The organism is Streptococcus sanguinis (genome assembly GCF_026781265.1).
Classification (GTDB): Bacteria; Bacillota; Bacilli; order Lactobacillales; family Streptococcaceae; genus Streptococcus; species Streptococcus sanguinis_T.
Genome location: NZ_JAKUVC010000010.1, coordinates 72,712 through 98,828, shown reverse-complemented (window position 1 = coordinate 98,828; position 26,117 = coordinate 72,712). Strand labels below are relative to the sequence as shown.

24 protein-coding genes are annotated in these 26,117 nt (G+C 42.7%); 4 read left to right on the top strand and 20 right to left on the bottom strand.

The window, feature by feature from the left end; translation table 11 throughout:
* Positions 1-114: 114 nt before the first annotated feature.
* From MK370_RS10475 to MK370_RS10390, 18 genes are all read right to left on the bottom strand, one after another.
* A complete protein-coding gene (locus MK370_RS10475; protein WP_268685198.1) occupies positions 115-714 on the bottom strand; it encodes a glucosaminidase domain-containing protein in 600 nt (199 codons plus the stop codon).
* A gap of 34 nt (positions 715-748) precedes the next feature.
* Entirely contained in the window at positions 749-1,561 is an 813-nt protein-coding gene (locus MK370_RS10470; RefSeq protein ID WP_268685197.1) for a prepilin peptidase, read from the bottom strand.
* A complete protein-coding gene (locus tag MK370_RS10465; RefSeq protein WP_268685196.1) occupies positions 1,558-2,622 on the bottom strand; it encodes a VanW family protein in 1,065 nt (354 codons plus the stop codon). The genes MK370_RS10470 and MK370_RS10465 overlap by 4 nt, the downstream gene beginning before the upstream one ends.
* Before the next feature lie 7 nt (positions 2,623-2,629).
* The gene (locus MK370_RS10460) at positions 2,630-3,718 is read right to left on the bottom strand and encodes a PRC-barrel domain-containing protein (protein WP_268685195.1); all 1,089 of its coding nucleotides are present in this window, start codon (positions 3,716-3,718) and stop codon (positions 2,630-2,632) included.
* 55 nt (positions 3,719-3,773) lie between these two features.
* Positions 3,774-5,489 (bottom strand): SSA_2305 family type IV pilus system protein, encoded by a 1,716-nt coding sequence (locus MK370_RS10455; RefSeq protein WP_419153003.1) that lies wholly within the window; start codon positions 5,487-5,489, stop codon positions 3,774-3,776.
* Between the two features lie 290 nt (positions 5,490-5,779).
* Positions 5,780-7,399 carry a hypothetical protein gene (locus MK370_RS10450; RefSeq protein WP_268685193.1) on the bottom strand — a complete coding sequence of 540 codons (1,620 nt, stop codon included), beginning with the start codon at positions 7,397-7,399 and terminating at the stop codon, positions 5,780-5,782.
* Positions 7,383-7,964, bottom strand: coding sequence for a PilN domain-containing protein (locus tag MK370_RS10445; RefSeq protein ID WP_268685192.1), 582 nt, complete (start codon positions 7,962-7,964; stop codon positions 7,383-7,385). The genes MK370_RS10450 and MK370_RS10445 overlap by 17 nt, the downstream gene beginning before the upstream one ends.
* Positions 7,964-9,376, bottom strand: coding sequence for a pilus assembly protein PilM (pilM, locus tag MK370_RS10440; protein ID WP_268685191.1), 1,413 nt, complete (start codon positions 9,374-9,376; stop codon positions 7,964-7,966). Before pilM ends, MK370_RS10445 begins: the two co-directional genes overlap by 1 nt.
* A gap of 44 nt (positions 9,377-9,420) precedes the next feature.
* Positions 9,421-10,908: a type II secretion system protein gene (locus tag MK370_RS10435; RefSeq protein WP_268685190.1), complete on the bottom strand. Its 1,488-nt coding sequence runs from the start codon at positions 10,906-10,908 to the stop codon at positions 9,421-9,423.
* A 12-nt stretch (positions 10,909-10,920) separates the two neighbouring features.
* Complete coding sequence (locus MK370_RS10430) at positions 10,921-12,345, bottom strand: prepilin-type N-terminal cleavage/methylation domain-containing protein (protein WP_268685189.1); 1,425 nt, start codon at positions 12,343-12,345, stop codon at positions 10,921-10,923.
* A gap of 20 nt (positions 12,346-12,365) precedes the next feature.
* Positions 12,366-12,854, bottom strand: coding sequence for a hypothetical protein (locus MK370_RS10425; protein ID WP_268685188.1), 489 nt, complete (start codon positions 12,852-12,854; stop codon positions 12,366-12,368).
* Between the two features lie 113 nt (positions 12,855-12,967).
* A complete protein-coding gene (locus MK370_RS10420; RefSeq protein ID WP_268685187.1) occupies positions 12,968-13,432 on the bottom strand; it encodes a prepilin-type N-terminal cleavage/methylation domain-containing protein in 465 nt (154 codons plus the stop codon).
* A 75-nt stretch (positions 13,433-13,507) separates the two neighbouring features.
* Positions 13,508-13,966, bottom strand: coding sequence for a type II secretion system protein (locus MK370_RS10415; protein WP_268685186.1), 459 nt, complete (start codon positions 13,964-13,966; stop codon positions 13,508-13,510).
* A gap of 142 nt (positions 13,967-14,108) precedes the next feature.
* Positions 14,109-14,621 carry a prepilin-type N-terminal cleavage/methylation domain-containing protein gene (locus tag MK370_RS10410; protein WP_268685185.1) on the bottom strand — a complete coding sequence of 171 codons (513 nt, stop codon included), beginning with the start codon at positions 14,619-14,621 and terminating at the stop codon, positions 14,109-14,111.
* Between the two features lie 121 nt (positions 14,622-14,742).
* Positions 14,743-15,969: a type II secretion system F family protein gene (locus MK370_RS10405; RefSeq protein WP_268685184.1), complete on the bottom strand. Its 1,227-nt coding sequence runs from the start codon at positions 15,967-15,969 to the stop codon at positions 14,743-14,745.
* A gap of 3 nt (positions 15,970-15,972) precedes the next feature.
* Positions 15,973-17,037, bottom strand: coding sequence for a type IV pilus twitching motility protein PilT (locus MK370_RS10400; protein ID WP_002899359.1), 1,065 nt, complete (start codon positions 17,035-17,037; stop codon positions 15,973-15,975).
* A gap of 1 nt (position 17,038) precedes the next feature.
* Positions 17,039-18,721, bottom strand: coding sequence for a GspE/PulE family protein (locus MK370_RS10395; protein ID WP_002901897.1), 1,683 nt, complete (start codon positions 18,719-18,721; stop codon positions 17,039-17,041).
* A gap of 1,120 nt (positions 18,722-19,841) precedes the next feature.
* Positions 19,842-20,729: a cation diffusion facilitator family transporter gene (locus MK370_RS10390; protein WP_268685183.1), complete on the bottom strand. Its 888-nt coding sequence runs from the start codon at positions 20,727-20,729 to the stop codon at positions 19,842-19,844.
* A gap of 169 nt (positions 20,730-20,898) precedes the next feature.
* Between MK370_RS10390 and MK370_RS10385 the strand changes: the two genes are divergently transcribed.
* Positions 20,899-21,420, top strand: a complete 522-nt coding sequence (locus MK370_RS10385) for a TetR/AcrR family transcriptional regulator (protein ID WP_268685182.1) — start codon at positions 20,899-20,901, stop codon at positions 21,418-21,420.
* A 38-nt stretch (positions 21,421-21,458) separates the two neighbouring features.
* Entirely contained in the window at positions 21,459-22,625 is a 1,167-nt protein-coding gene (locus tag MK370_RS10380) for a CynX/NimT family MFS transporter (RefSeq protein ID WP_268685181.1), read from the top strand.
* A gap of 26 nt (positions 22,626-22,651) precedes the next feature.
* Here MK370_RS10380 and MK370_RS10375 read toward each other — a convergent pair whose 3' ends face one another.
* Both MK370_RS10375 and MK370_RS10370 read right to left on the bottom strand, forming a co-directional pair.
* Positions 22,652-23,914: a S41 family peptidase gene (locus MK370_RS10375; protein ID WP_268685180.1), complete on the bottom strand. Its 1,263-nt coding sequence runs from the start codon at positions 23,912-23,914 to the stop codon at positions 22,652-22,654.
* Between the two features lie 3 nt (positions 23,915-23,917).
* A complete protein-coding gene (locus MK370_RS10370; RefSeq protein ID WP_268685179.1) occupies positions 23,918-24,499 on the bottom strand; it encodes a DNA-3-methyladenine glycosylase in 582 nt (193 codons plus the stop codon).
* Positions 24,500-24,779: 280 nt separating this feature from the next.
* Here MK370_RS10370 and MK370_RS10365 point away from each other — a divergent pair, with 280 nt between their 5' ends.
* Together MK370_RS10365 and MK370_RS10360 are read left to right on the top strand one after the other, a co-directional pair.
* On the top strand, positions 24,780-25,175 hold the full coding sequence (locus tag MK370_RS10365) for a hypothetical protein (RefSeq protein ID WP_002917987.1): 396 nt from the start codon (positions 24,780-24,782) through the stop codon (positions 25,173-25,175).
* A gap of 163 nt (positions 25,176-25,338) precedes the next feature.
* Positions 25,339-26,085, top strand: a complete 747-nt coding sequence (locus tag MK370_RS10360) for a DeoR/GlpR family DNA-binding transcription regulator (protein ID WP_268685178.1) — start codon at positions 25,339-25,341, stop codon at positions 26,083-26,085.
* The last annotated feature ends 32 nt before the right edge of the window (positions 26,086-26,117 follow it).

The window sequence follows — 26,117 nt, the reverse complement described above, 5'->3', positions numbered from 1 at the left end:
GGATGATTAGGAATTTTTAGAGCCCCAGAGAGCAAGAAAAAACCCGTCAGTCGCCTCACCAAAAGAAATTCTTTCTATAATAAAGCAAGCTGAGACACGATTGTCCCAGCCTCCTTAACCTTTTTTCAAAAAATTTCGAATACGAATCATAATCTTGCTTGACCAAGTTTTGTCAGATGCGTATCTTACATTGATAGCAGCCATGCTCTTACCATTGTAGAACTGACCGCCAGGTTTGAGATAGTGCTCGCTGAGATAGCGGGCCACTGTATCTATACCATCGTCAAATGTTGCGAAATTTCCTGCACTGGAAAAAGGACTGGAGTCATAAGCCATGAAACCAAACAAGTTGTGCTTGGCCTGAGCAATCTGACTGCGGCCGTAATCCGATTCGTGAATAGCCAGCCCTACGAGAAAAATTGCATTAACTCCATGATCTTTCTCTGCTTTTTTGAAAGCTTTTCCCAATCCAGCCATCGGTGTGCCAGCCAGACGACTATCAATGAAATCGGCTGACACTGTGCTTGGCACTGTTACATCTTCTGAAAAGACGACTGCTCCTGTTTTCTTGGCCTGAAACTGATCTGACACCTGAACTAAAGACGGATCCAGACTGGCCTTTTCATTTGCCGCTAGGCGGCTGACAGACAGCACACTGCCTGAAAGGACAGTAGCTGTCGCTAATGCTATGATAACTTTTTTCTTCCTAAACATTTTTTTATCCATTTCTATTGTCGCTTTTGGTTTCCTAGATTCCTCCCCAGAAATATAGGATGACCGCCATGATACTCATAGCAGGACCAAAAGGGACTTCTTCTTTCAACTTAAATTTGAATTTCTTAAAGATGGTTGCGATTAAGAGAATCGCTCCAGCCACAAAGAAAGAACCATATCCCAAAATCAGCGTATTCAAGGGGCTAAACCAACTGCTCAGGGCTGCTAGGTAGAGAATATCTCCCATCCCGAAAGCTTCTTTCTTGTAATAAGCCTTGGCCCCAAAATAAATGAGAGAGTAGAGACCAGCGCCGACTAACAGCGAAAGGAGTAGTTCCCAATTGAACTCATTGGTAAAAAACGTAACAGCCATACGTCCCAGCCAGAAAACCAGCAGAACCGAGTCCGAGATGTATTGAGTATCAAAATCGATATAACCGATAATGAGACAAAGCGACACCAAGAGGCAGGCTGAAACAACCATCCATGGCCCCTGATCTTGAAAAATCAGATAAGAGGCCAGCCAGAGCAGACCCGTCAGGAGCTCCACAATGAGATAGCGCGGTGAAATCGGCTCCTTGCAGTGCTTGCATTTAAAGCCTTGCATGATAATCGACACAACCGGAATCAGCTCCACCGAAGTCAAGACATGACCGCAGGACGGGCACATAGACCGACCTTTGGCAATGCTCTTTTCCAGTGGCACACGGTAGATGACGACATTGAAAAAGCTCCCAAATACGACACCTAATATAAATACTAAACTTGCAATCATAATTTTTCCCTTTTTATACTCTTTGAAAATCTCAGGTGACGATGTCAAACTTCGACTTCCCTTGAGTATCACTTAGATGCCAGAATGATGGATACTTGCCCCTCCTCCAAGCTTAATGAAAACACCATATCTGTTTCTGTATTGTTTTGAATGGTCAATTCGGTCAAACCTTCAGCCGGCGTTCCGATGTTGAAATACTGTCCTCGATAGGAAATAACATTGGTCCGTGAAAAGGCGAGCTGCTGAATGGCATCTACAATCTGCTCAGCACCCTGACCGTAAACTTCTTTATTATCCTTGCCCTTGACTGGCAGATAGCCAGACTCCGCATTCAAAGCGCCCAGTAATTCTGAGATAGACTTGGTCTCACCAGGAGCCAAGTAAACATTCTGCAGCTTGTAAAAAGCTGTCTTCATGTTTTGAGCTTGGGCAGCGTTGGTCGGCAGTGGTACTTCCTTACGCTCTATAAAGTGCGTATATTGGCTCAGAAGCTCACTCTGATCTTCTGCTTCGACAGGCGTGCTCTCAACCTTGACATCATCAAATTTACCAGTCTTGGCAATCTCCTCAGATGCTTGGATAAAAGCAGCAGGGTCAATCTTATAGCCATTAGACTTGTCTCCCACCTTTACATTAGACTCACCGTCCATGACCAGATGATTGGTCGTTGGAAGCTGACTGAGAACATCAGGATGGGCAGCCAAGACATCATTTAAAGGTCTGAGCCAAAAGAGTCGATTGGGATAGATGGAAATCTGCAGGTTTTCCTTGGTATCGAAAAACGGTGTAAACTTATCCCAAACTGTCTTGGCCGAGATATTATCCAGCCGCTTAAGCTCTTCTTCTGTGAAATAGCTCAGTCCTAAAAAGCGCATATCTACAGAGAAGTGTTGCCCCGTAGTCAGCTGAAATGTAGCCTTATAGGGCAGTTCTCTGTAAACTTCAATCTCAGCTTCGCTCCGAGAGCGAACCTTCATAGAGGGGCGGCCATTGATACTCAGGTCAATCGTTGGATTAAAGACAAAAATGACATAAAATAAACTACCCAGCAGAAAGGCAGCAAGTGTCGCTGCTGGAAGTAGTTTTTGATATTTTGATGAAACCTTTCTTTTTCTTCTTGACATGAATCTCATCCCAACCTTATACTACGCATTCAGCTAAGCGGATAAGGAATTTACGGTCGATACGACGAAGAAAATCAATGATGTCATCTGAAACAGTATCTCCAGCGTTCAGGATAACTCCTCCATCTGCATTAACAAGGTCTTTTTGCAGTGTTTTCCCTACCAGAAGACGTTTTTGCTGATCGATAAAGTCATTAACAGCTTTCTTTGCTGCAGAGTCTTCCTCAGCAACTGGCGCTGTGCTGACTGTTGATTCCACTTCCTCAGCGGGAGCTGCCAATACTTCTTCCAAAGCAGCATCTAGACTCAGCGCTGCATCTGTTTCTTCAACTTCTTCTTCAGCTGGAGCTGTTGTTTCTTGTACCAAGTCTTGGACTTCTGGCTCTTCTACTGTCTCTACGACTGCTTCAGAAAATTCCAAGTCAGAAGCAGCATTACCCAGACCCACAGCAGCCAAAGCTTCTGTCAAATCTGTCGCAGCTTCTTCTTTTACATCTGCTTTTTCATCTACAACTGGCTCGAATACAGGCGCTTCAGCGACTACTTCTTCAATTTTTTCGGCAGGTTTTGCAGCTTCAGTCTCATGGAGCAGATCTGCTACAGCCAGACGGCCCATCTCTACATCTGCTTCAAGATGAGGAGCTGTCTTTTTTTCATCATTGAGGATGATATACTCTTTACCAATCATCAAGATGCGTGATTTAGGAATCTGAATTTCCTCGCTGGTATCTTCAGAATTAACCACCAAGTAGCCAATTTCATTCTTTTCGTCAATATGATAGTCAACAACAGTTCCCACCTTGTTTCCATCAATTGTGATGACAATTTCGTCAAAGATACTGCCCTGTTTGTCGTTCAAGACCTTTAGGTCAGCTTCTTGCAGCTCTTGAAAGACTGAGCTGTTTTCTACCATGACCGCAAAGTCACCGATACCTTGGATGTTCTTGCTAGAAAGCAAGGCAAAAGGCTGTTCAGACTGTTTTGACTTAATGACAAAAGTCAGATTGACTCCCTCGTCAACAAAGACTTCATGGACTTCACCCAGTCCCATCCCTTTTTCAATCTCAATGACAACGGTCCCTGTGATTGTTTTACAACTTTTCATAATTTCCCCTAAAACCCTTCTAATTGATTACTATCAATTGTATGTTTATATAGTATTAATTTTTCCCGATTTTGTCCAGCATGTTGAACGCTTCTTGACGAAGATTTTGATCTGAGCTTCCTTGCACAATTTCCTGCAGGTAGCTAGCCGCTTCTAGAACTGCATTAGAAGCCAACAATTCCTGACTTTCCAGTAGAAGGAATTGGAAATAGACTTCTTTATCTCCCGCAGTTGTTGCAGCTGGTTGTGCTTCTGCTGCTTCCTCAGCCTTGAGGATGTCAGTGATTTTCTGAAGTAAATCTTCTTCTGTTTCATCTGCAGCCGGAACGACCGGAGCTGCTTTGACTTGTGCTTCCTCAGCTTTGAGGATGTCAGCAATTCCCTTGAGCAGGTCTTCTTCTGTCTCATCTGCAACTGCTTCTTGAACAGGCTCAACCTGTGTCCAAAGAACATCTTCAGAAACTGATTGAACAACAGCTGGTTCAGCAGCTTCTTCAAACTCAAACGTCTCAGCTGCAGGTTCGAAATTGTCTTCTTCCTCCCAAGCCTCTGCCACTTCAGCAGTCAAATCTTCCTCTTCAGCCCCAAGCAAATCATGCTGAATCTGGCTGAGAATGTCTTGATAACCCTGAATATCAGCGCGATCACGGCTAACCATAGACTCTTCAGAAGCAGAAAACTCTGGCTCTGCACTAGCTTGGCTGAAGACTGAGTCCACCTGAGCCTCTGGCTCAGCTTTCTCCTCAGCAAAGAAGAGAGATTCTAAGCTGTTTGCTGCTCTTGACTCTTCTGCTCTAACTGGTTTGATATCTCCCGTAGCAGCAAAAACATCTTCCAGGCTGTTGCCTCCTACTTCTTCTGCCACCGGCTGCTGAGCTTGTTCTTGCTCAGTGAAGAATTCTTCCTCATCTTGAGAAACAACACCTGTCACCTCAACCGCCTGCGGTCTGAAGTTGCCATAGCTAGACTCAGTATAGGACATCGGTCTAATCTTAGACAGAACAGCTGTTTCAAAGGCTGGATCATCTATATCTGTATAGCCTTGATTGCCGGCTGCATTTGCTTCAGTAGGCTGAATCAGAGAGTTGGCCACCTTAATCTTGGTTGCTCCCTTGCGGTGATGAAGCAGAGACTGCAAAAATTCATCATTGGCTTTTTGTGAGCTGTGGTCCATACCCACCATACCGACCTCAGCTGCCGCTAGCTGACTGTTTGGCTCGTATTCTCCAAAGGCAGGAGCTGTAGCCAAGTTATCAACAGGGTAGAGAGGTTTGACTTTCTCATATCTTGTCATATCCTTTTTGATAGAACGGTCTGCTAGGGTGCGACCAGAAGCAGATGCTCTCTGCCTTGCCGGACTTTCCTCAGCCTGAACCCTTTCTTTACTTTCCTTTCTCATCCTACCGGTTGAAGCATTGGATAAGTTTAAATCCCTAGCAGATGACAAGCCTGCGCTCGTCGCTTCCGCTTTCTTGCGTGTGCTCTTGGTATGCTTCTGGCTTCTGCTTCGCGCTGAAGCAGTTGCTCTCTTCTTGACTGGAGCTAGCTCCTGTGAAAAGAGCAGCACCATATAGACTGCCAAAGCCAAAGCACAGAGTCCAACAAAGGCTATGCCGGGAACTTGTTGAAAGAGGAATGGAGCACCAATCGCAAATAGCATGACCCATACTACGAGAAAAAGGCGCTTTATTAATGAAATCCTAGAAACAAATAAAATGCTAATCGTATGCAGCGCTATAAGCCCTGCTCCAAAAGGTAAAAAATATGCCATTTGAATATTTTCGACACCCCCCACTTTCTAAATGATATTAAACTTTTTCAATGCAAAACCAATCTTGATTTTGTTTTTCCATAAACTCCATTAAAACCCAAAATAGACTCGGGCGTCTATTTTGAGTTTGCTTGTATTATAACTTCAAATATCTCTATGTTTTAGTTTACTATAAATGCACTGTTAATACTAGTCTAATAACTTGGTTTTTAGCATTTTTTTAAGAAAAAATTTAGTCATTCTTTTGAAATTTCAAACCCTAGACTTATTTGGTATTTTTTCAAAGTGTTTTAGTTAACTACCAAGTTATTCACAGATAGGTTATCCAGCTTCATAGTCGTTTCAGGGCTTTCTCCGCTCGGAGTTTCGAAGTAGTAACCCACAATAGTCATTGGATAGCTGAATCCTGGAATGTTTTCAGGATCGAAGCTAACTTCGCGCCAGCCAGTCCAGCTGTTGGGACGAATGACGTGAAGATAAATCTTCTGACCACTGGCATTTTTGACAATCAAGCCAATCTTACCAGCCCATTGATTAGACAGAGATAGAGAGAAGCTGATAGCATCCGGCTTATTGTTCAAGGATACATACGGTGCTGCAAATTCCATTTCATACATGGTAGAAGACTTGGTTGCTGGAATCTTAACCACATTGGAGCCTGAACCCTCAAGGAAGTCCGTGTTATCAACCGTCACATCATACTGATTGCTGCCGCCTGACTGAGTCAACTTAAGAGGTGATTCGAAGCGGTAGATAGTTGATGAATTGTAATAAGCTGACAGACCATCGTTCTGACTGGACAGATTGCTGAGTTGCTCCAGATAAGACGGAGCTAGATTACTGAGTTGCTCCAGATAAGACGAAGCTAGATTGGTATTGTTTTTAGCAGTCGCACTGCTAGTTGTATTGGTTGTTGCGGCCCCCAAAGTGTTATTGTTCCCACTTGCATCCGTGCCGTTACTAGACGATACCACTTTCATGAAGGGTTTCTGCCAAGCTGGAGCAGCAAACGGGGACTCCCAGTTAGCAAACTGAATCGGGGTCTTATCGACATTGCTCTCTGGAGTCACATAGCGCTCAACATCTTTTACTTGATAGAAGCGCAGTTTGATTTTACCGGTAGCTAGCTCTGGATTCCTATTCTCCTCGATAGAAGACCAACTTGTCTTTTCACCTAGTTCTAGCTCGCTGGAAACGATTTTTTGTTGATTTCCATCGATTAATTCTAAGAGTTTTAAAACTTGCGTATAAGTTCCTTCGAATTCAATGTCCGCTGTCATCTGAGTAATATTGGAATTGTTGTACTTACCGTTTCCTGAAGTCGCTGTACTAGCTGCGGTTGTCGTTGCAGTATTGGCATCTGATGAAGAGCTGCTGCTTGTTGACGATGAGGACGATGTACCTGACGAGCTAGAGGTCGTACTGGATGACGATGATGTTCCACTTGAGCTTGAACTGCTAGTCGTACCAGAAGAGTTGGAGTTTTGACCATTAGATGAGGTCGCAGCTAATCCCTCCTGCTGGAGTTCCAACTCTTTGCTTTCAGTATAGTTGACAGACTTGAATTTAATGCCACTTTCTCTGACCAATTTGTCAATTAGGAAAATGAACTCCCCTTGATTGGTTGTACCATAGTATTTTTTAGCTTGATCCAGAGTCTTGGCATTCAGAGTTTTGAGCTGCTTGGTAAGAGACTTCTTTTGACTAATCTTGGCATTCTTGCCGTCCAGCTCTGTCATAATTGTTGCGTGTTCTTCATTCAGCTGAGCCATCCGAGTATATGAATTTGATACTAGATATCCCCCACCAGCAAGTACCGCTACTCCTCCGACACAGGCCAACAATCTCTTGTCACGCTCATTCAAATTACTCAGGAGTTTTTTCTTTTCTTTCTCATTTTTGTTCTTCATTGAAATCTACATCCTTCGTCACAATTTTAATGTTAAACTCATAAATTGAATTATTATCTTTTTCCTCGCGAGTAATCTTATCCACAAAAATATGGTTAAATTTCTCAGACTTACGAAGCTCTTCTTCAAACTTAGCGATGGAAAGTTGCTCTTTGGCAGAGCCATTGATTTCTACACTGTCGTTATTAATCTTGATATCGTCAAAGACCAAGTCCCGTGTCACATTTTTATTGAGGAAGTCCATAAAGGCTTTGTTTACTCGGTGCAGGCGGCGGAAGTCGCCTTCCAAGCTGCCAAAGAGAAGTTCGTCATTCTTGACCGTTACAATCTTATCTTCAGTCTCAGAGACTGCCTTCAGCTCTTGAGCCATTTCTGGACTCTTGAGCGTCTGCTCTGCTCGGTCAATCTCGCCTTGGAGCTGCATAGCGCTAAACTGGAAGAAGCCAATCAGCACAATCATAATCGCTGCAATCCCAGCAAAAGCGGAAATAGCAGCAAGTTTCAGTGGACTGGCCTTAGCCGGTGCCACATGATATTTTGAAAAGTAGTTTAAATCTCTCCGCATTAGTTTGCTCTCCTAATCAACATGGCTGTAGCCGGAATGAACTCCGCATTAAACTCGGCAGAACCTTCCCACAGTACATTCTCATAATCTACATTATCAATTGAGATGAATTCCCGATTCATGTTCTGCTTCAAAATAGATGCCAACTGCCAACAGATGTCCTGGTCCCCAAAGACATAGAAACTGTCAATGTTGAGACCGGTTGATCCGCTGAAGAAGTTTTCAGTATTGAGAATGTGGTTCTTAGCATCAGCCACCCACTCATCCAAGGCCCTCTTCAAAAGACCTGTATCCAGATCATCTGAAGCCACTGCTGGAAGCTTCTGTAAAAGACTAGCATCGTCTGCATAGCTTAGGATGTCCTTGTAGCCACGGTTGAGATAGTTGCTTGTCACAAACTTGCCTTCTGAGTAGAGATAGACGCCGATGAAACTCTTGCTCAGATGTACCATGCCGACATTTTCTTTGGTCAGCTTCTTGGCACGATTGTTAATTGCCTGAACGCGCTCCAGCCATTTTTCAAAGGTATTAGATTGAAGATCAAAGACATAAGGTGTCAGCTTCAAATTCTCAGCCAAGCCCAGATATTGCTCTACCACGCCTTTTGGCACAGCATAGACCATGAGTGAGCGAGTATCTTCATCAAGCGGAAAAGCTGAATTGGACTCCTGCTCTTGGAACTGGATAACATAAGAAGTCGGATCAATATCCAGATATTGCTGGAGCTCATAAGATACCAAGCCCTCAATATCTTCATCATTCTGCACACTAGCTGCCACATCAACCGAACGGGCAATGATATTGGTATTGCCCAGAGCAAAGAATGCATACTTAGCTGTGATCGCATGCTGCTCCATCAAGTCGCTGATAACATTCTTAAGAGTAATCGGATCGACGATCTCACTGTTAAGCACAACGCCTTCTGGCAGATTTGCAGATGCCATCTTGATAATCTCCAGCTCATTGCGCTTCTGTCTAGCAACAACCAGATAGACTGATTCGTCAGTGAAGTCAATGGCCATCAGATTGCCCTTGATTGGTTTACCAAACATAGTGTAAGGTGCATGCATTCTAGTGACCGGTTGGCTCGCCGCACCACTGCCTTTCTTAGCAAAGAGCGAGCGATTACCAGACTTAGCCTGCATATCATCACTGCCACTATTCTTAGAAAAGAGCGGCTTGTTGAGCTTAGTTAAGAAGCTCCCTTTTGCTGTTGACTTTTCCTCATCATCAAAGTCTTCTTGACGATCTGACTTAATCTGAACCCCTTGAATAGATAAGTGTTCTTTATGTTTCCCTTTTGATGAGAAGAGCGGTTTATTTAATTTTCCTAAAAATGAGCCTTTTTTCTCATTATCTTCTTCGTCCAAAGCTTTTCTGCGCCCCTTGGACGAAAACATATTTTTTGCCATAATCTCCTAATCTCCCTTATTTTTCCTAAAAACTATTTCCCTAATTATTTCGCTCTATATTTATCACTGAAATACTCAGATAATTTATTGATATCCGGATCCCTCAAAGCTGTTGTATAAATAGCAAACTCATTTATAAAAGTTTCTCCGCCAAATATAATCTGACTTTTTTCGACATTGTGATCAACTCCATTATTTTTCAAAAATATCTGCTGTGTATGGACCAAAGCTCCATTGACAAAAATTTCAAGCTTTAGAATATTATTTACCGCAGAACTACGTACCTGAATAGAATTATCCTTTGTATAGTCTAGTTTAGCATTTGCATACTGCTGACCACCATTATTAGCTGCCGTATCATCCACTGTTTTAACAGCAATTCTACCATCTTCTTCTAAGTTAATCCCCCAACTTAATTTATTATCTAGCAAGTAAGTTAGAAGAGGACCCGTTTGCTTTCGATTTCCAATCAGCATAGAAGTTGTATAAGAGTTCCCATTTCTGAAATCTTTGTCTTTAAAAGCCATTGAATAAGTACCCTGAAGTGAAATTAGTTGACGCGCCTGTTGGATACGTTCTTCATAATAATTCAGAACAGGTACATTATGGATATCAATACTATCAAATGAAGTGTTATGAAAATAATCACGTATATCTACTTCAGTCTGAACTTGATCATCACTCGGTAATATTGAAAGTGTCTTATCATCACTTTTCAGCATAGCCAAATCTGCATCAGTATGCACATCTAGATTGCTTGTTACAGGCAACCCCATAACCCAAATTCTGTTCTCTGCTTCTTGGAAACTACCAACCCGCCCATAAGAGTTAACAGCCCGAGCGGCAAAAGTCAAGTAGCGGCCTCGCATCTCATCGGTAATCTTAACACCACTCTGAAGTTTCGATTTCTGTTGAAAATCACTTGGCATTTTAGGTAGTACGAGTTGAGAGACCGTATTACCAGAGCTTGGACCAAGCGTCCCGACAGGAACAATGTTACGATTATCAACACTAATACTTGAATAACTAAGAAACCATGCTGAGTCCGTATAAATCCTAGCCCTACTATTTTGTTGATCACCTTTCAATCCAGCAATCCCTCCAGGAGTGGTCTCGCCTACATAGTAGAAGCCTTTAGAATTAGGTATAGTAACAGATAAATCACTTGGAATATCCAGAACACTTTCCTTAGCATTAGCAGCAAAAAGATGGATATTTTTTATTTTATTATCTTTATAACTTAGATTAGTCCCTTGTACATCAATACTTTGCGTTGAGCCACCTTGCCCGACACGATATGTGAAAGTTTCAATATCTTTTCCGCTACCACCGTCTTTTTTAATCCTTGCCAACTCTGTTTCAAATGATTCCTGAATATCAAAGTTAATAGTATTCTGCCCTCTTTGTCGGAGGATGTTATTGAAACTTCCAGCAAAGAAAGTCAAAAGGCCAGCTGTAATAACGCCTATCAACACAAGGGAAATTAAAACTTCAACCAAGGTAACCCCTTTGTGTTTTTTAAGTCCTTTCATATTTTGTCCTTTCTACGGGCCTGAAACAAACCAAAGATCTTGCTCAATCTGCTTTTTTATGTCAGAAAATGTTTTTTTGAGTCCCTCTGAATCTAATACATCTGTATAAGTTGCGTCAACTCCTGCCGTTTTAATTCCTTCCGTCATCTGATTACCATAAGCTCTTTCCTCATCAAGTGCGGAGAACCCCAAAACATTAATTCGTTTAATGCCCTTTCCAAATTTTTGTGCAACGTGTCCGGGATAAACGACAGCTTCTGGCATAGCTTTATTTCCATCTACAATGTGGTGATTAGCTTTACTACCTTTCGCCCCAACAACATCAGATAAATCTTCCTCTTGGGGACTATACCCTCCCCCAATAGCTTTATCATTTGGATAATTCTCTTTATACATTTTATTTTTACTTGTAGGAATAATCGCACCACTCCTATATATATGTATATACTCACCATGTCCTGGTGCAATAGTACGAACATTAGGCACACCGTCTGTCAATAGAACTGCATATTTAAGTTGAGCCGGATTCTTCTGCAGGCTAACTAAGCCGTAGCGAAGACCATCACCAGGGTTTGTATAACCTGCTGCACCAAGTTTATTAACTTTTTCTTTAATATCAGTCATTTTACTAGCTACATCTAAAAATTCTTCTTGGACATAAGCTCCAGTTGTTGAGAATTCAACTAGATTTACACTTACATTTCCTAGAGGTGCTAGATCATCTAACAGCATTTCTGTATTTCTTCTAAGAATACTATATCGTCTATCTTCGTCTTTTACATTATAATAACCACCCTTCATCGTTCTACTCATAGAGCCCGAGGTGTCAAATATAAAAGAAATAGCCACATTCATTTGACCCTCAATAGGGTCATTCCGATAAGCGAGAGCAATCCCTTTTTTCCCTTTAGCAACTTTAGAAAAAACTTGCTTGGTGTTTAGTGCTGAAATAGCCGTATCAAGAGAAAATTTATTGTTCGAATGCGGATACTTCCCAGTTAAATTGTAGCTAACTAAACGATTATCCTTATATGATTCATCTGTCTTGAAAACTAAATTCAACTTCATATCATATAAAGATTTAGTGCCTAAATCACTAATATCCCATCCCTGCTTTTCCTTATTCCAAACATAATTTCTGACTTTCTTCCCATCTTCAGATAGCCCAATATAGCTCCACTCCTTAGTCAATCCTTTATCACTACCTTTGTATTTGCTATCATCTAAGATAAAGACTGAAGTCGCCTTACCAATAGTTCGGTCCACATACTGCATAGAAGTTCGCATTTCCGCTTGTATACTAGCTTCGCGCTCGATTAACTCTCGACTAGAAAACATAGTATTAAATATAACGCCAATAATCACTGCTATCATACTCATAAGCATGATAGCCATAATCATTTCGGTTAAAGTAAAACCTTTTCGTAATTGTTTCATCTTTTATACCTACTTCATTTTTACTTTTTCGCCGATTTCAAATGCCCCTCTTCCGAGCGAATCCCTCTAGTTTGAAAATTAAAAACGACGACATGCTCATAATAATCATCACTACCAGCCAATTTTGACTTAGATTTAATAGTTATGTAGTAATTCTCAGCTCCACGTATCCCTTTGTCTAGTTCTCCATTCATCTCAATCTCAGCTATACCGCCATCTTTAAATGTATGAGTAGATTTAACAGGCACTGTCGATGGAGATGGACTAGTAGCCCTCTGGGCAAACTCCTTATATAATGGTGAACTCTCTCCGTTCCCCAAATACGCACCCCATGCCAACTGTGAACCAGATGTTGCCACATACTTAGCTTTTAGATAGCTATACATGCGCTGAGTCTGTGTCTGCCCCGTATCCACGATAGAAGCTAGAATCCCAATCATAGCTACAAGCAGCACAATGGTTACAATAACCATAGGCAAGGTTGAACCCTGTCTTTTTTTTCCTTTCATTTTATTACTCTCCTAATACTTCTACTTTTGATATTGCCAAAATAGTTGTCACAACCTGACAACTACTTTGGTAATATCCGACTGCCGAAGCAGTCGGAGTAGAGAAATTATCTCTAGTTAGCATTTACACCAGCCGATGACCAGTCGTATTCCCAAGTTTTAGCTCCACTATCAGTAGCAGAAGTTTTACCAGCTGGGATAAAGGTCGAAGTCAGCTTAGTACCACTAATAGTATGTGCTGAATCCTTACCATTCTTAGCCAAGCTTTCTACAAGGGTAGACGCATCTTTTTTAGCAGCATTTTTCGAAATATATGGCGCTAAATCCTGAAGCGTAGGTGAGGTTGGATTTGATGGATCATCTTGCGCTCCGATATAAGACTGGATAGCTGATACCAATTCACGGTGTTCAGATTGGATACGGCTCTTACGCGCGTTATCTTGGAAGGAAGTGATAGCTGGAATCGCTACGGCTGCAATGATAGCGATAATGATAATTACCACGATCAACTCAACCAAGGTAAAACCTTTACCTTTTTTCTTCAAATCCTGACGGAATTTTTGCAATTTGTTTAACATTTTGAATAGATCTCCTATTTTCTTTTTATCTTTGTTTTCGCTGAATGTCAGCTTAATTTTTAAAACTATTTTAGGTTAGTTGGTATTGGAACCACTATATCTCCAATCGTAAAGCCACGTTTTATCCTTGGTTTTACTAGAGCCAGCACCTGAGGGATGGAAGGTTGAAACCAAGGTTGTTCCATCAATTTTATGAGCCGGCTCCTTATCATTCTTAGCGAGAGCATCTACAATTTTAGTTGAGTCACCTTTGGAATTTTTAGAAATATATGGGGCCAATTGCTCCATTGTAATTGACTTTACAGTTTCTGGGTCATCCTGTGATCCGATATAAGACTGAATCGCAGTTGCTAACTCACGATGTTCCGATTGAATACGCGAACGACGTGCGTTATCTTGGAAAGAAGTGAGGGCCGGAACTGCTACAGCTGTGATAATCGCGATAATGATGATGACCACAATCAACTCAACGAGGGTGAAACCTTTGTTTTTTTTCTTCAAATTATGATGAAATTTTTGCAATTTATTTCGCACTAACTTCTCCTAATTCTTTTTCATAAAGGCTGCTGAGCAGCCTTTTTAATATCTCTCAAATGTAGGGTTTTAATTCATCTTTTCTTAGATGATTTGATAAGTATTACCACTTTTTTAAATAGCCTAACTAGACGGGTTATACCTAGTTAGCATTCACACCAGCTGATGACCAGTCGTATTCCCAAGTTTTAGCTCCACTATCAGTAGCAGCAGTTTTACCAGATGGAATAAAGGTTGAAGTCAGCTTGGTACCACTAATAGTATGTGCTGAATCCTTACCATTCTTAGCCAAACTTTCTACAAGGGTAGACGCATCTTTTTTAGCAGCATTTTTCGAAATGTATGGCGCTAAATCCTGAAGCGTAGGTGAGGTTGGATTTGATGGATCATCTTGCGCTCCGATATAAGACTGGATAGCTGATACCAATTCACGGTGTTCAGACTGGATACGGCTCTTACGAGCGTTATCTTGGAAGGAAGTGATAGCTGGGATAGCTACAGCTGCAATGATAGCGATAATGATAATTACCACGATTAACTCAACCAAGGTAAAACCTTTACCTTTTTTCTTCAAGTCCTGACGGAACTTTTGCAATTTGTTTAACATTTTGAATAGATCTCCTATTTTTTCACAATTTTTACTATTTTCGCCCACAGGGGCATTTGTTTTGTTCCTAGCTGGGAGACCCTACAAACTCCCAGCATCAGAACGATTTCCTAACTTTTTGTGCAGAGCAGTTGCCCTGCCATCTCCTAAACTTTTCTGAAGCGCCTTCCTACTGGTCAACTCCAGATCCTGCATCCACAGCGTGAGCAAGCTCAAACATTGGCAGCATGACAGAGGCTACGATACCACCGATGATAACCCCCATGACGATGATCATGGCTGGCTCCAAGAGTGAGAGCAGTTGCTTAATAGCTGTTTCAAGCTCTTCTTCATAATAATCGGATGTCTTGACCAGCATGGACTCCAGAGACCCAGACTCCTCACCGATCTTGACCATCGAGAGCATCATAGGCGGGAAGAGACCGGTTGCGGTAATCATCCCTGTCAGACGTTCCCCTTTTTGCAGACCTTCATTAGCGATCTTCATCTTTTCAATGACGACAGCGTTGTTGGTTGTCGCAGCAGCAGACTCAATAGCCTCGACCAGAGGAATACCTGCACTAGTCAGGATAGCCAAGGTGCTGGCAAAGCGAGCAGTAACAATCTTCTGCATTGGCCCCTTGATGACCGGTAGCCAAAGCTTAAGTCGATCTAGCTGGTAACGTCCTGCTTCTGTGCTGCGATAGCGCAGGAAGAGGAAGACCAGAATCCCCGTCACACCGAAGAGGATATACCAGTAAGAGCGGACAAAGTTACTAGCTGCTAGGACGATACGCGTCGGCAGCGGCATGTCCATCCCACTCTGCTCAAAGATTCCTGAGAAGCTAGGGATAACGACATAGAGCAGGGCCAAGACTGCGGCCACAGCTAGAAAGGCTAGGACTGCGGGATAGATCATAGCTCCGCGAATCTGGCGGCTGGTCTTGAGCTCTTTAGTATAGTGCTCAGACATCTTTTCCAGCACCTCATCCAGCTTACCAGTCTTTTCACCGGCCTGCACCATACGGATCAGGAGATCGGGAAACATCCCTTCCTGATCCAGCATGGCCTTGGACAGCTGACTACCTTCTTTTAGGCTCTTGCTGACGATTTTAAGACTAGACTTGAGATTCTTTGAAGTAGCCTGTTGCTCTAGGATATCCACTGCATTATTGAGGGGAATCCCCGACTCCAGCATAACCGACATCTGCTTACAGAAGAGCGATATGTCCTTGAGCTTGATCTTCTTGCTTTGGAAAAGGTGGATCTCCTTAGAGCCCATGACCTTTTCTTCGACACTGATTGGCTTCCCTTTGAGACGGATCCGATTGACGGCATCTGTCCGGTTAGGAGCGTCCACCTCTAGTGTGACGACCCCTTGCCTAGTGTCGAGGTATTTACAAACATATATTGTCATGCTCTAGTACCCCACTATTCCTAGGGATTTTTCAACTTGAGCGCGATCCACTGAGTAGGACAGCAGCGTTCTCTGATCGATGACATTGCGACGGTAGAGTCCCATGAGCGAAGTGTCCATGGTAATCATACCTAGCTGAGCCCCCGTTTGGATTGGCGTCAGCAGCTGGTGGGTCTTCCCTTCGCGAATGAGGTTGCGAATAGCGGGTGTTCCCAGCATGATTTCAAAGGCAGCCACACGACCCTTGCCAGTCGCTGTACGCATAAGCTGCTGCGATACAACCCCTTCCATAACGGCTGAAAGCTGCACACGGATCTGCTCCTGCTGCTCGGCTGGAAATACGTCGATAATCCGGTCCATGGTGTTTACGGCACCGACCGTGTGGAGAGTTGACAGGACTAAGTGACCTGTTTCCGCCGCACGCAAGGCGATTTCAATCGTTTCCTTATCCCGCATCTCACCGACTAGGATGACATCCGGGTCCTGACGAAGTGCACCGCGGAGGGCATTGCCGAAGCTCTGCGTATCCGCTCCCAGCTCACGCTGGTTGACCAAGCACTTATTATGCGTGTGCATGTACTCGATCGGATCTTCAATCGTGATGATGTGCTCATCCCGCAAGCTGTTCATGTAGTTGATCATGGTTGCCAGGGTCGTTGACTTTCCGCTTCCTGTTGGTCCGGTAACCAATATCAGCCCCCGGCGTTTCTCAGCTAGCTTTTTGATAACTGGTGGCAATCCCAGAGATTCCATAGATGGAATATCCTTGGGAATGACCCGCAAGGCAATCCCACAGTTGTTTTTCTGCTTAAAGATATTGACCCGCAAGCGATAGCCATTATCGACCTCGTAGGCACAGTCCACTTCACCGACTTCTAAAAGATGAGCAATCTGCTTCTCATTTAAAATATGCTTGGTGAAGCGAACCGTGTCTTCGTTGGTCAAAATTGTATTGTTGAGTTGTGTTAACCTCCCGTGCAGACGCATGGTTGGCTCAGCGCCAACCGTGAAGTGGATATCTGATGCACCCGCTTCAATCGCCTGCTTAATTAACTCATCCAAATTCATCCTAAACTTCCCCTTCTAGACTAAAGGCAATCTTCATTGCTTCTTCAATCGTTGTAGTCCCCTGTTTTGCGATATCAATGGCCTCCTCCGCCAAGTCTCGCATACCATTTTTCTTAGCTTCTGCTCGAAGCTGTGCTGTTGTTCCACCATCATTAATTAGTGATTTAATCTCCCGTGTCACCGCCATGATTTCGTGGATAGCTATACGTCCATAGTATCCCGTACCGCTGCAGTAGTTGCAGCCGCGTCCGCGATACAAGGTGTCTCCCTTGTGAATACCGATACCTGCATGTTCATTTGTTTCTACAGTATATTCAGTCTTACACTTAGGACAGATGCGCTTAATCAAGCGCTGTGCGATAATACCGACAGTCGCCGTTGAGACTAGATAAGGCTTGATGCCCATATCGACCAAACGGTTGACTGTACTAGCTGTGTCATTGGTGTGGATAGTCGAGAGAACGACGTGACCAGTGATAGCGGCCCGAACCGCGATACTAGCTGTCTCTTCGTCCCGAATTTCCCCCAAGAGAACGATGTCCGGGTCCTGACGCAGGATACTTCTCAAACCACTCGCGAAGGTCAGTCCAGCTTTGTTATTTACCTGAACTTGGTTGACCCCTTCCAATCGGTATTCAACCGGATCTTCAACGGTGATGATATTTTTTCCTACATCATTGAGCTCACGGAGCGCTGTGTAGAGAGTGGTTGTCTTTCCGCTTCCCGTAGGACCAGTCAGCAAGATAATGCCTTCTGGAGCCTTAAGAATATCTTCAAAGAGCTTCTGATTGGTTGGCGAGAATCCCAGTTCCTCTTTACTGAGGAGGGTTGCGTTCCGGCTCAAAATCCGAATAACGATTTTTTCACCGAATACAGTAGGCAAGACTGAAACCCGCATGTCGACTTCTTTGCCGTCGATGGTTGTCTCAATCCGTCCATCCTGAGGAATCCGCCGCTCAGCGATGTCCAGACCACTCATGATCTTAATCCGTGTCGCAATGGCTGAGTGAGCATTGGCTTTCAACTGCATGTTTTCCACCAAGGTTCCGTCAACCCGGAAACGAACACGAACAACTTTTTCAAAGGGTTCAATATGGATATCGCTGGTCCGCGTCTTGATTGCCTGACTGATAATCGAGTCAATCAAACGTACAACCGGAGCGTTTTTGATTTCGAGATCTTCTTCGATGATCTCTTCATCCACATTAAAACCTTCGATTTCGGTCGCTGCCTGTTGGGCTTCTTCTCCTTTGGAATAGTATTGATCGATATACTTCTCAATATCATCCCGAAAAGTTACATAAGGTTCTACCGCCATCTTAGAAACGATTTTAACGTCATCTAGGGCGATATAGTTGCTTGGGTCTGCCATCGCAACTACTAACTTGGGTTCTTCTCCCTCTTCTCCATCTGTGAAAGAGATCGGAATCAATCCATGACGTTTAGCAACTTTTTCTGAAACCTTCTCGACAGCTTCCTTTTCTATCACAAACTGTGATAGATTGACATGAGGTACACGATAATAGTAACTCATGACTTTCAGCATATCTTCTTCTGTCACATAGCCCTTGCTGATTAGATATCTCTCTAACTGCATGTTTGATTGTGGCATATCTTGAAGAATTTCTTCTTTTTGAGCTGCCGTTATCAGATTGAATTGAACCAATATAGCGATTAGTGCCATTTGTTTCTCCTGTCTGTGATTTTTTTGTAAAAATCCTTCAATTCTTTCTATGCGTTAATAGATAACAGCTTTCTTAAAAAAATCTCCCTCGCTTAAAGATTCCTTTAAGGTTTCTTTAAGCTTTTTAAGTTAGGCTAGTACATGGAAAATTTACCAATAGAACCAAACTTAATGTTTTAAGTTAGATGCTTTAAGCAATATCTCTATTTGATAAACCTAGTAAACAATCCTTAAATCAATCCTAAGATTGATAAGGGTCGTTTTAGATTTGTCAAAAGGGGCGCAAAAAAGCAGATGCCAAAAACATTTGTTCTTGCGTTCTTAAATACTATACAAAGCAAGTTCTCTTGCAAAGTTTCTCATGCTTTTAGATGCAGGTTAAACCGTGTGTGTGTGAAGTTGGTTTAACCCGAATCATCAAGCAGCCAGTGCCATAAGATAAGAATTCTTATCTTATGGTTTTTCTTTTTACCGATATGCATATTTTGGTAGGAAATGCTAGGAACAAAAGCTTTATTTGCTTTAAAAAACATTTACCTATCACAGTATATGACATAATTGACATCTTGTCAACAGGTTTGCCTCGAAAAAAAATGATTGCATTTTAAAAAATGTTTAATCTTGATAAAACCTTGTTATATCAACGTTTCTAACATTTTTTTAAATGACTTCTTTTCTTTCAAAGTTTAAAAAACAGCAAAATTTTTAAGGGAATTTCTCCCCTTTACTACTACTTTTTCAACCTTCAGATGGACAGTGTGACAGCATCTGTCTTCTTCTAATCGGTAGTCGATATGCTTAGGAAAGGCGCTTCAGGACAAGGCTTAGCAAGCTTTGCCTGTTTCTTCCTACTCAATAGTATATGCTAAAGAAAAAGCATTGTCAATACATTTGCATTTTATTAGATGTAAAATCTCTCTAAAAATGCACAATGTGTTCAGCTTGTCTATTTTTAATAGAAAAACCACAAAATCAAAAAGCTAGAATTTTCAGACAGGGAAATAGAGGAACTAAATAAGAAGAAAATCGTAAAAACAAAACCACTGAAAATATGATAATCAAGCTTTAAAAAAAAGCCCGAAATATCGGACTGTAGAGATATAGTTTTCAGTAGCACTATTTAAGTATGAAGTTTTAAATCGCCTTCTCCACCTATACACCACTCTTCGTGCTCTTCCAAGCTACTATCTGTCTGGATAGTGATTTTGGTAATACCGTAAGCTTGCAGTTCTTGACGCAGGGTGGCTTGGGTCTCGGTCAGCAGGTCTGGATTTTCAAGACAGATATGGATCATGGCAAATTTTTCCAAACCATCTGTGGTCCAGACATTGAGCTGGGTAATAGTCTGAACGTTTTCAACGGCTAGGATTTCCTGATAAAGCTGGCTCAAATCAATATCGCTAGGTATATGATCCAGAAAAATCTTGATATTTTCCCAGAACTTAGGCAGGGCCTTGCTGAGGATGAAGCCTGCAATGAGCAGGGAGAGCAGCGGGTCAAGAAAATACCAGTCAGTAAAGCGCAACACGATGGAGATCAGAATAACAGCCACCCAACCCAAAATGTCCTCTAAAAAATGAAGACTGAGAATAGACTCATTATGACTGTGTCCATGACCATGGCCGACCACCTTGCTGGCTGCTAGATTGACTATAATGGCAAAGATACCCAGCACCAGCATGCCGTCATAATTGACCTTTTCAGGCGCAAAGACCTTGGCTACGTTTTCGATAATCACCAAGGTCGAGCCGACCAGCAAGATGACCGAGGTCAGCAGGGCTCCCAAAAGGCTGTAGCGCTTATAGCCCAGAGTGTATTTCTTGTCTTCTTTTTTATTAGAAATTTTTTCAAAAAGGGTGGAAAGTCCGATGGCCATCGCGTCTCCTGTATCATGCACAGCATCGGCTAATACAGCGCTGGAATTGAACATAAAGCCAAAGATAAACTCAAGAATGGCAAAGGAAAAGTTTAACAGAAAGGCAATAGTCATATTTTTACTAGATTTCACAGCAGCCTCCTTTCAGTTTGGCTAAATTTATAGTATAATGTAATCAAAACGGAACACCTTGTTCAGTTTTCTTCATCTTTATTATCCCTTATTCTCAGAAAGGAAACAAGAAGCAATTGAGGGGCTTTGTCCGTTACTGAACAATCCCGCTCTTTTGTGTTGAATCGCTATGGACAGACGAGTCAAGAAATCACGCGCAGCTATTTACCAGGCTTTTATCAGTTTGCTGCATCAAAAAAGCTATGAAAGCATCACGGTGCAAGAAATCATCGACCTGGCAGACGTTGGCCGGTCGACTTTTTATGCCCATTTCGATACTAAGGAAGCCTTGCTAGAGGAGGTTTGCCAAGATCTCTTTCAGCATACCTTTCTTGAACGCGACGACGGCAAGGATCTCTTTGAAGCAACCGCCCATATTTTCAAGCATTTCCAAAAGAATCAGGACAAGATTGCAACCTTGCTGCTTTCGAAAAATATCTATTTCACCAATCGCTTAAAGATTGAGCTGGAAAACTATCTCTTTCCGATGATTCAGGAGCAGCTCCTGCAGAAAAAATCTCAGCTGCCAGAGCCCTTTCTAAGAAATTATGTGACTTCTACCTTTGTGGAGACGGTCAGCTGGTGGCTCCAGCAGAAGAATACATTGCCAGAAACAGTTATCAGCCAGTATTTTCTGGATTTGATGGACTGATTTTATTTTGATACTTATATAGGAGGAAACTTAACTTTATGAAAAAGCAACATTCGAAATTTTTACTTCCAGGTATTCTGATGGTGGGGGTTGTCCTACGGGCACCTTTTGCAGTGCTGCCTGTTGTTCTGGGTGATATTGCTAAGGGACTGCAAGTTCCCGTCAACTCTCTGGGACTGCTGACTAGCCTGCCCTTGATCATGTTTGCCCTCTGCTCAGCCTTTTCCCCACGCTTAGCTCAAAAGGTCGGCCTGGAAAAGCTCTTTACAATAGCCATGATTGTGCTGACTCTGGGCTCTTTTATTCGTATCTTTAACCTGCCTCTACTCTACGCAGGTACAATCATGCTAGGGGCTGCAATCGCTGTCTTAAATGTGCTCCTGCCTAATGTCATTCAGGCTAATCAGCCAGAAAAAATTGGTTTTTTAACCACGCTTTATATCACTTCTATGGGACTGGCTATCTCAGTCATGTCTCCCTTGGCTGCGCCTATTGTCCGCTTAGCTGGCTGGAAAGGCCTGATTCTCGTCCTGACCCTCATCTGCTTACTGGCCTGCTTAATCTGGCTGCCTAACAGCCATCACAATCACAAGCTGACTAGTAAAAATCGTGAACAGCAAATGGGCTCTCTGCTAACAAATCCTAGAGTATGGGCTCTGATTGTTTTCGGTGGCCTGCAGTCCTTACTCTTTTATACGGCTATCACTTGGCTGCCGACTCTTGGTCAGTTGGCAGGACTTTCCAATGATGCTACTGGATTCTTAGCCTCTATCTTTTCAATTATCAGCCTTCCTTTGGCTATGACGATACCTAGTCTGACAACGCGTCTATCCGCTAAAAAACGCTTGGGGATGATTGCTCTCTTTTCTGTAACTGGTATGGTTGGTCTGGGCATGCTGCTGGTCAAGACAGACTCCTTTATCTACTGGCTCATTCTCAATCTGCTAATCGGTATGTCCGTCAGCGCCCTCTTCCCTTACCTTATGGTTACTTTCTCGCTGAAAACCAGTACTCCTGAGCAAACCGCTCAGCTATCTGGCTTAGCCCAGACTGGTGGTTATATTCTGGCCGCCTTTGGTCCTAGCCTCTTTGGATACAGCTTTGATTTATTCCATTCCTGGACTCCAGCCATCCTCATTCTCGTTGGCTTGGCTGCCATCGTGACACTAACTCTCTTTTACATTGAGAAGTTTGACAAGATCTAATATAGACGAAAAAACGCTTAGAAATCCTAAGCGTTTTTGCAATAGTTGAGGCACTCTTCTAGATCCACATCTCGCTCTAAGTGTTCTGGTGTCCAAGGAATCAGGATATCCGGCTCAACTCCCTTGTCATTCATGCCCTTTCCTTGATCAATCCTAGTGTCACGTGAAGTGGGGAACAGGAGCTCATAGTCACCAAAATCCTTCACGCAGCAATTGGAATAATCTAAAATTCCCATAGTCGGACGCCCTAGAACCGTAACCTTAGACATCTTTTTCATGGTATCAACAAAATTATCACCTGAAGATCCGCAGGTAACATCTGCTAGCAAAAAGACTTTTTCAGGTTGAGCTAGACCTAGAACATCTGCTAGAAAGTTCTGATTGCTGTCTTCATTGCCATAAAGGACATACCCTTTCCCCCGATTTTCTTCTAGCTCTTTTAGAAATTCTTTGAGAATCTGGTGAGTTTCTGCTGACAAGTTTGGATCTTCTAGGATATTTTGCATCAGTTGCTGACGCAAATCAACATTTCTATCAGTATAGAGAATCTCCATCCCATCATCGTTTGGCAAATCTAAGTCACTGAAGGCCTTTCCCTGAGGGAGAGTATATTTGAAAAGTGGATAATAAAGCGAGTCCGTCCCGCCATAATTGACTCGAACATCAATGATTAAATACTTGGCCTGCTCAATAGCTGCTTGACTGTCTGCATATAGCTGGCTGATAGCAACCTCATCCGTAAAATCTTCTAACTTGAGATAGACGACATCCTCAGAAAGGCTGCGCCATTCAAACCGCGGTGGCTTCTTTGGGTGGGCAGTCGGCTGAACATGCAGTTGCTCTTCCTTGCCATTGCGTACCACCGTAACTTCTCCGGCATGCTCCACAAAGTAAGCCCACTCCTTGTGCTGTCGCTCTGGTGTGGCACTGACAAAATAATCCTTGTGCTCTTGATAGACCTGGGGCAAAGGTTTTCCATCCAAGGCTAGAATCTGGTCGCCACGTTTCAGCCCCGTGTCACTATTTGCCTGTAGGACATAGAGGCGATCGTGGTAGTATCTCAGTTTAAAACCGGGCGTTTGCGTTTCCTTAAGTCCAAACCAAACATGAGACAAAATTCCAAAACTGGCTATATAACAATGCATCTGGTAAAGAAAGTCCTCTTGGCTCATCTGGTCTGTGATACGCGCTCGATATTCTTCGGGATTTGCACCCGTGATGTCTTTCTTTGTAGAGGAATCCTCTCGCATAATTTCTACGACTTGCTCAAAAATCTCTGTTTTCTTCATCTTTTACTCATTCTTCCAGGTGTCCTCATCGTCCAGCAGACCTCGCTTGGGCATTTTTGAGACATGACGATTGCCGACCACATAAAAGCCCAAGTGCTCCTCCCGCCAGGCATCTGTGCAAGTCACGCCAATCCGCGGACGGCTAGCGATCTGATTCGGAGTCAGGTCATAGGCTAATTGCAGACCGGAGGTCGCTAAACTCTGCCCATCAAAGCGCTTATCAATCCCAGCATACTTGGTTAACTTGCCAGGACCATTAGCTAAAAGACGGCCATCCGGTAGCTCCAAGGCTCGAATCAGTACGGCTTCGGCCACATTTTCAGCCTTGGTCACCAGATTCAGCATCTGATGGCCATGAATCTGATAGATATACCAGTGACCAGCTGGCAGATACATGGATTCATTCTTAGGGGAACGGCGCCCTCCAGCCGAATGACAGGCACTATCCTGACTTCCTAGATAGGCTTCTGTTTCGACAATCCGGCCTAGCTTCTGACCATTTAGAATCAGTTGCATACCTAGCAAAGCTCGCGCTGCTGCAACCGTATCTGCCTCGATTAGTTTCTGAAAATCTCTTGATAACATAGGTTGATTATAGCATGATTTCTCCATTTACAGAGGAAAAGAAATGTTGCAAAAATGCTATTTTTCTCCTTCTCATAGACTTGTTATTTGTTACAAAACGATTACAAGATAAATAGCCCAGAAAGCGCGAAAAAGCTTGTAGAATCTGTATATTTTCTATTTATCTTACATATATTTTGTAACATTTTTATTAAAACAGTATGTTATTTATGTATCAATCCGGTTTTTCATTGCTTCAAATGAAATATTTGTTTAATATTATACTAGAAGGAGGGGTAAGATGAAAAAATTATCTAAAATTTCTTTATTTTTATTACCACTAATTGCACTTTTCTTTTTGGCAGCTTGCGGAAATTCTGCAGATAAGAAGACTGAAGAAAGCTCAAGTTCAAGCTCAAGCGTATCTTCTTCATCTAAGGCTAAGACAAGCTCTAGCAGCACATCTGAAGAAAGCGGTAGTGCCAAAGTCAACGTAAACGGCGGAGATGCTAGCGTTAATGTAAATGGCGGAGACGAAAGCGGAGATGCTTCTGTTGAAACTAACGGAGACGGTAGTGCTAATGTACAAACTGACAACGCTGGGGTTAGCGTAAATGAAGATGGCGTTCATGTTCAAGGCGGCGGTGTTGATGTTAAGGTCGGCAGCGATGGATCTGTCAATATCCAAACACCTTAATTGAAAAACATATTTCGATTATTATAAATAATAAAAACCGAGTTTTGCTCGTTTTTTTGATTTTCTACAATGTAATTCTTGATAACTTATAAATGATTATAAATACTTTTAAAAACTTATTCATTGTGTTATACTCTATTTAGAAAAGTAAGGAGGGACAAGCATGTACCAAGAACAGCGCTTAGCTGAAATCTTAGAGCTCTTGACTGAGAAAAAACAGCTGTCAGCTAAGGATATGATTGAGCATTTTCAGGTTTCTAAAGATACTATTCGGCGAGATTTTTCGATTTTGAGCGAGCGTAGGCTTGTGCAACGCACCCACGGAGGTATTATCCCGCTGGACACTAGCCGGCAAATCCCCTCCTTTAACGACCGTATCAACCAACTAAGTCAAGAAAAAAAGGCTATTGCTCAGAAAGCCCGTGACCTTCTCAAGCCGGGGCAAATAGCTTTCTTTGATGTCTCAACCATCGTTCTCCATCTGGCTCAGCGCATCAAGGAGCCTATGATAATCTACTCCCATTCTCTGGATAATGCAATCATGCTGAGCAGTCAGGACAAAGTAGACTTTCATCTCTTAGGTGGGAAATTTTATCCCAAAAACCGATTCTACTACGCGCTCAATGAAGCAGAGCTGCTGGAGCAGATTTCCTTTGACATTGCCTTTATCGGGGCAGCCAGTGTCTCTGATGGCCTAGTCAGCTTTGAAGACGAAGCTGATGCTCACCTGAAAAAACTGGCTTTGAAGCACGCCAAGACTAAGATTCTGCTGACCGAGCAAGACAAATGGCAGAAAGAGTCTAAGTACATCCTAGGTCCTGTCAGCGACTTTGACTACTGGATTACGGACCAAGAGCCCAGTCCTGAAGTCCAAGAAAAGATAGGAGACAAGGTTAAAATAATTTATTAAATCGATTCATTAGATACATAGGAGGACGAGCT